Annotated in this window: 5 protein-coding genes; 2 read left to right on the forward strand and 3 right to left on the reverse strand. The window is 29.5% G+C overall.

The window, feature by feature from the left end; genetic code table 11:
• Positions 1-201: 201 nt before the first annotated feature.
• The gene (locus Q0138_RS07960; RefSeq protein WP_297983111.1) at positions 202-600 is read right to left on the reverse strand and encodes a Zn-ribbon domain-containing OB-fold protein; all 399 of its coding nucleotides are present in this window, start codon (positions 598-600) and stop codon (positions 202-204) included.
• Between the two features lie 497 nt (positions 601-1,097).
• On the opposite strand from Q0138_RS07960, the gene Q0138_RS07965 reads away from it, so the two are divergent.
• Positions 1,098-2,240, forward strand: coding sequence for a hypothetical protein (locus Q0138_RS07965; protein ID WP_297983114.1), 1,143 nt, complete (start codon positions 1,098-1,100; stop codon positions 2,238-2,240).
• A 130-nt stretch (positions 2,241-2,370) separates the two neighbouring features.
• On the forward strand, positions 2,371-3,459 hold the full coding sequence (locus tag Q0138_RS07970; RefSeq protein ID WP_297983117.1) for a hypothetical protein: 1,089 nt from the start codon (positions 2,371-2,373) through the stop codon (positions 3,457-3,459).
• 247 nt (positions 3,460-3,706) lie between these two features.
• Here Q0138_RS07970 and Q0138_RS07975 read toward each other — a convergent pair whose 3' ends face one another.
• A complete protein-coding gene (locus Q0138_RS07975) occupies positions 3,707-6,007 on the reverse strand; it encodes an FtsX-like permease family protein (RefSeq protein WP_297983120.1) in 2,301 nt (766 codons plus the stop codon).
• A 99-nt stretch (positions 6,008-6,106) separates the two neighbouring features.
• Positions 6,107-6,811, reverse strand: coding sequence for an ABC transporter ATP-binding protein (locus tag Q0138_RS07980; protein WP_297983122.1), 705 nt, complete (start codon positions 6,809-6,811; stop codon positions 6,107-6,109).
• Between the last annotated feature and the right edge of the window lie 256 nt (positions 6,812-7,067).

Raw genomic sequence — 7,067 nt, forward strand, 5'->3', positions numbered from 1 at the left:
AAACGAGTAAAATAAAATAAGTAAAAATAGATAAAGTAAAATAAATAGCTAAAAAATTAATAAAATAAATAAAACGAGTAAAATAAAATAAGTAAAAATAGATAAAGTAAAATAAATAGCTAAAAAATTAATAAAATAAATAAAACGAGTAAAATAAAATAAGTAAAAATAGATAAAGTAAAATAAATAGCTAAAAACTATCTATTTAACAATTTTAAATTTAAATCCGTAGGAAATAACTCCATCAGGGCCGTCTTCACGGATTTTTCTAAATACCATTTCTACTGGGTCTCCGATTTCAATATCATCGACATCAGCATCAACGATTTGTGCAGTAACTTTTGCACCTTCTTCTAACTCAATAATAGCTACTGCATAAGGAGCTATTTTTTTAAATTCAGAAGTAGGAGTTCTAATTACAGAATAAGTAAATATTTTTCCTTTTCCAGAAAATTGCATATCTTCAATATTTCCTTTTCTTCTACAATCAGGACAGATTACTCTTTGTGGGAAAAATACTTGACCACAAGTTGTACATTTAGAACCAACAAGATTATATCTTTGTTGGATATGACGCCAGGTTCTTACAGTATCAGACATTAAATTCCTCCTTCTACAAAATAATGATTAATAAATTTGATTTTTGAATAAATGAATTAAAATATTCATGTTTTTAATTTTATAAATGAAAATCATTAAAATATTTAATTTTTTAATTTTTTAAATATTTAATTGATTATTACATTATTTATAATTCATATATTATAAACTTAATAGATTTTTTAATCAAAATTCCACTATTTTTTAAAATATTAAACAATTTAAGAAAAAACTGTCTAAATTTTTAAGTATTGAGTTTTTTTAGTTTAATAAATTTCACTTTTTTTAAAAATTACTATTTAAATACAAAATTTCAATTTTAAATCAATTTTAGATAAAAATTATTATTTTTAAAAAAAATTATAAAATTTAATTTTTTTGTAAAAATAAAATAAAAATATAAAGTTAAATTAAAATTTAGATAATTTTAAATAGTATTTAATCATATAAAGGATAATTAACAATTTTAATTATCAATATTAGGTTAGATAGATAAAATGAAATCTGAAGAAAACAAATTCAAAATGATACTTCCTAAATTTAAAAATAAAAATAAATTTAAAATACTGCCTCCTAAGTTTAAAAATGAAAATAAATTCAAAAATCAAGGTAATGAAGAAAAAAACAAAATTGAGTTTAAAAAGCATTCCAAAAGAATAAAAAACTCCAAACTGATTTTAGACAATAGGGCCAATGTTTCAATTATAATCACTGCATTGCTTCTGATTTCCTTTTTATTGCTTTCAATAATCCTTTTAAATACAGTCATTGAGGAAAAAGATGAAAATACCGAAAGCATAGCTTCAAACCAATACCAATTCATAATAGAGGATTATAAAAGAAATCTTCCAATACTTGAAAGGGAGGCCTTGGAGGAAATAAACGAGGAAGTAATCAAGAACAAAAGGCCATGTCTAGACTCAAGAGAGGATTTAAAGGAACTTATAGATTTAAAACTTGAAAAAATAAATGAAGAATACTACAATAATTACAATATTGAAATAGAATCCTCCATTCTAGGAATAGAAAACACCAGCGATCCATTTTCATATAAATTCAAATGCCATATCAATAGCCAAAAGGATGAGTTTTTTTACCAAAACACAGTAGAGGACAATGTTAATTGCTATAATCTTAAAGATCCTGTTCCACTTTTATTTTGCGGAAATGGGAATGGATTTGAAATAAGGGACAATGTAGTCTATTATGGAAACTCATTGTCTGAGTATTTAAGAAAAAACAATGTTGAAAACTATTCATATTACATCAATGCTAGTTCTCCATTCATCATAAAGAAATGTCCATATGACCCCTACAAGCATCATGGGGATGATAATGGATTAGTTATGAAAAATTGCAGAAACAATTACTATTATCATGAAAGTGCAGACGGCGCCTGTTTCCTCTGCAGACTTGAAGGAAAATCAGGCTGCAATCATTATGGATTTGAAACATTTATAAATCCTCAAAAAACCAATGAAACTGGACTTGTTTCAGCCTGCGGCTCAGACCATGTAATATTTTCAGAGAATATCTATCCAGGCGTAGAGGTAATCTTTAACAGAGAGGACGAGATCAATGAAATTCTGTTTCTGGACAAAAACGGCCATAGGGTAAAATATGGAATGAGCGGCTATTGAATAATTGTTCGTAAATATTAAAAATAAAAATAAAACTGACTTTTTAATAAAATAATGTTAATTTTTTAAAAAACTTAATTTAAAAACCTCTTAAAAACATTATCAGATGTAAAAGACCTTAGGAGCTAAAATGAAAATAAAAAACTTAAAAAAACAATTAAAAAAAATCAAAGTTCTCAAAAAAGACCAGAATGGCCTTCTTTACTCAAGTGAATTGCTGATTGGGATAATACTGCTTATATTCATAATTGCAATTATGGCCAATATATCAGATGACCTTAATGAAAAAATACTTTCAGTGGAGGAGATGAATTCACTTGAAAAAACAAGTGTCCAAGCCAGTGATTTTCTAATAAACAATCCTGGAAGCCCTGAAAACTGGGAGGATGATGAGGGACTGGATAATGGAATTGTATCATCCAATATCATTCCAGGGCTTTCAATAAAAAAGAAGGATAAGGAAAATGGCCAATTTTTGGATGAAAGCAAGGCCAGCGAAAAAATAATTTCAAATACAATATCCTATGAAAAGATAAAAAAAGTAAAAAGCAATTACAATAAGCTAATCAATGAAAACCTATTCAACAATAGCTATATCAGTTCAATAAGCTTTATTCCATTAAATAAAAATATGAATTCAATGATTATGGGTGATGATATGGATATTGAAAATAACGTTATAGTTGTAAACAGGTCTGTAAAGTGTGATTTCTATACAAATTTTGTAATCTACAAGTTTAATGAGCTTGATTTATATGGAGAGGATTACAATAAAAGCAGCCTATGCAGTCATGACACTAATCCAAATCTTGAAAACCATACAAATGATGGAAACTCAATATGGCTTTGCCACAATTTCAGGGTCTATAGAAACTCACTCAATGAATATAACTATTATCTGATAAGCAGTGAAAGTACAATTAGAGCAAATAATCATTGGATTTTGGAAAGTGACAACCATACAAGCAATCAAAAGGAAAGATTGAATGATGAACTTATTGACTTGAATCCATATTTTACAGCAGACCTTGAAAACATAACAAACAATATCTATTCAATTCACTTTAATGTAGAGAAAAGTCATGCAGAGGATTTCAACAGCCTTTTGGTAGCAGTTCCAAAGAACATGACTGAAGAAATGATTTCCAATAATGAGCTGAAATACGATTATTTTAGAAGTCAGCAGGTAGAATTTATATTAAAAACAGCATACAAATAATTAAATTAAAAAAAACATTAAATTTACAATAAAAACAGCATGCCAATAATTAAATTAAAAAAGAATTATAAAAAAGTAGTTTAAATTAAAAATAATTATAAATAAATAGTTTAAATTAAAATTAAAAAAAATAGTTAAAAATAAAATAATTAAAAAAAATAATAAAATAAATAAAATAAATAAAAAATAAAATTTAAAAATAGTTTAATAGTATAATAAAGGCCATTAGGGCCTTAATTATAATTAACTATTCATTGCTTTTCAATGATTCAACCATGTCAACCTTTTTAATCTTTCTTGAAAACATCAGATTAACCAAAATGGAAAGGCCAAAGGTTATCACAAATGTAATAAGCAAGCTCAATGGGTAAATATTGTTTGGGAAAAAATAGTCTTCCCCTGCAGTTTCCCACATGAATTGCATCAGGTAGTAACTGCCGGGAATTGCCAATATGAATCCAATAGCTGAAAACCATAGGTTTTGGGTAAGAAGCAATCTTCTAAGACTGCTTGAATCAAATCCAAGAACCTTTAATGTAGCCAATTCCCTTTGGATTTCAGTGAATGAAAGAAGACCGAGGTTGTATAGAACAACTACAGACAATACGATTGCAAAGAATATCAGAATAAATACCATAAGATACATTACCTCTGTCATGTCATCATAACCGACTGTAAGCTCCTCTTTTGAATTAAGAGTGTTTACTCCAGTATAATTCTTATCCACATCATCAGTTGTCAATATAGCAGTTGCAGTATAATTATAACCGGTATCCTCAAGGGTATCAGGTGACATGATTATTCCCTGACTGACAGGCACTGAGTAGAAATCAGTTATTTCAGATTCAACCCATTTGCTATTACCTGCAATATGCCATTTAATCTTGTCTCCACGCTTTAAGTCCAATACTTCAGCCAGTTTGGATGAAATGGCAACTCCATCAGGATCAAGTTCAATATAATTCCTGTCTATGTCAGTTGTCTTATAGTAATCCGAATCATTCAAGACCGTTAGGGCGGCCACCTTCTTCTTGTCCTTGAACTTGACCTCTATACCGCTCTCCATTATGGTTTCACCATCAATATCATCCAGAATATTATCTATTTGTGAGTCGGTTATATTATCTTCCAAGGTCAATTTATAGTCATATTGATAAATGTCCTCATATTGCCACTCCTTTACATCGACCATTGCATCATACATACCTAAAGCACTCAATATAAGCAAGGCACTTGCAAATACACCAAAAATGGTCATCAATGCTCTAACCTTATTTCTTTTAGCATCCCGGTAATTCCATCTTCCGTTAAATCCTAATCTTTTCCAGAACTTGGTCTTTTCTACAAAGCCTGAAGTAACAAGCTTTGGAGCCTTAGGCTTTATGGAATCTGCCGGATTTTCCTTGTTGATGCTTCTGACTGAAATGTAGGCAATCGCTACAGACAATATTACCATCAATGCAGCAACCACAAAGAAACTTAACTCCCATACAGGTCCCCAAGCAGGCAGACTATAATATGCACTCATACTTGGATAGAATAGATAAGGCAAGGTTAACGGTCCGATAATCAGACCCAATATGGAACCGCAGAGGGATAGGAAGAATCCATAGCTGAGATAATGGAAAACTATTGATCTGTTATTGTAACCCATAGCCTTCAATGTACCGATTTGAGTTCTTTGACTTGCAATGACACGAGACATTGTTGTAAGAAGGGTTAAAAGAGCTACAAGTACAAATATTATAGGGAATATTCCTGAAAATACTCTGTGCTGTTCGATTTCCTCATTTAATGTCATAACTCCCACATTGTTCTCACGAGCAAGGAACTGGGTATAGTTTTTACTTCCTATTGTCTTGTCCAATCTTTTAGTGAATGCCTTGTCTGAACTTGGAGTATCATCCAAATCATCATAGGCATCTATTGTAATTGTATTATATATAACAGGGAAATCAACTGCCTTTTCAGATACATAGGCAAATCCTACCTTACTGAAATCTGGGAAAATTGTTCCATCCTGAATATAGTAAACATATTCAGGTGAGTATATTATTCCCCTAATTTCCTTTTTAAGGGTGATTCCATTGAATTTTAAGGTGTAATTATCTCCTATATCCAAATCCTTTGCATCAGCAAAACGTTTGTCAATCCATATTCCATCCTTATCGCTTGCATTAAAGTCTTCTCCCTTAAATACATAGAATTTGGAAATTGTCTGATTCTCTTCCAATATATGGAGAGTTATATCGGGATCTGTAGAATAATTGGCGACAGTTGGTATTATCATCTCACGATAGGCGTCCTTGACCTCACTCATATTCTTTACGTCTTTCAGGGTATCCTTACTGAATCCATCACCATAAATCCATCCGTCTGCAAGATTTGTATCATGATAATAGTTGGAGGAAACCTGTTCTATTCCTGCAGACTCTGCAGTAATACCTGTAAAGACAAAAACACCTATAAAAGCCATGAGAAAGATAGATAAAAATTGAATCTTGTGATCTTTTAAATCACGAAGCATTTTTTTAAATAACATTTTCATATAATCACTTTCTTTAAAAAAACATCCTTGGTATTTTAAAATAAACTCTTAAGAGATTTTAATTAATTAATGAGTTAAGTTTAAGAGTTTAATTAAAAGCTACCATTCTATTTCAGTTATGTCTAAAGGTGTTTCATTTATTTTTATTTCTTCAACTTCTCCATTTTTAATTCTAATCAATTTGTCAGCTGCTTCAGCCAATTTAGAATTGTGAGTTACTATAACAACAGTTGTATTCTTTTCATGACACATTTCCTGCAGCAATGAAAGAATCAAAACCCCTGTATTTGAATCCAATGCTCCAGTAGGTTCATCACATAAAAGCATTGCAGGTTCCTTAGCAATAGCTCTAGCTATTGAAACCCTTTGCTGTTCCCCACCAGACAATTGAGCAGGGAATTGATTATAATGGCCATTCAATCCAACGGAATTCAATACCGCTTCACCATCAATATCCCTATCAGTAATGTCTTTCATCAATTCTACATTTTCTTTTGCTGTCAAGTTTGGAATAAGGTTATAAAATTGAAATATGAATCCAATACTCTTTGCTCTATATTTTGTTAATTCCTTTTCATTAAAATCGACTATATTTTCGCCATTAACAATTATCTTTCCACTAGTTGCAGTGTCCAATCCACCGAGTAAGTTCAATAGGGTAGATTTACCTGCTCCAGATGGTCCTAAAATAACAACAAATTCGCCTTTATCAATTGTTAGACTTAAATTGTTTAATGCTTTTAATACATTGTCTCCACTGCGATATTCTCTAGAAACATTCTGAAATTCAATCATTGTTGCCATAAGGAACCTCCTTTCAGTCATTTATTAAGAAATTCAATAATTATTTGAACACTTTTAAATAATCTATTGTAATATTTAAAAAATAGCTTTAAAAATTAAAGTTTTTTAAAATAAAAATTAAATGCTTATTTGTTTTAAAAAAATAAAATACAAAATTCATTCTTTAAAAAAATAAATAAAAAATATTATTCTTAAAAGACCAAATTCATTCTTTAAAAAAATAAATAAAAAATATTATTCTTAAAAGACCAAATTC

The sequence above is a fragment of the uncultured Methanobrevibacter sp. genome (assembly GCF_937906425.1).
GTDB lineage: Archaea > Methanobacteriota > Methanobacteria > Methanobacteriales > Methanobacteriaceae > Methanobrevibacter.

Excerpts from the sequence above, each read along its gene's own strand:
- Q0138_RS07960 (WP_297983111.1), bottom strand. The coding sequence starts at position 600 with ATGTCTGATACTGTAAGAACCTGGCGTCATATCCAACAAAGATATAAT.
- Q0138_RS07965 (WP_297983114.1), top strand. The coding sequence starts at position 1,098 with ATGAAATCTGAAGAAAACAAATTCAAAATGATACTTCCTAAATTTAAA.
- Q0138_RS07970 (WP_297983117.1), top strand. The coding sequence starts at position 2,371 with ATGAAAATAAAAAACTTAAAAAAACAATTAAAAAAAATCAAAGTTCTC.
- Q0138_RS07975 (WP_297983120.1), bottom strand. The coding sequence starts at position 6,007 with ATGAAAATGTTATTTAAAAAAATGCTTCGTGATTTAAAAGATCACAAG.
- Q0138_RS07980 (WP_297983122.1), bottom strand. The coding sequence starts at position 6,811 with ATGGCAACAATGATTGAATTTCAGAATGTTTCTAGAGAATATCGCAGT.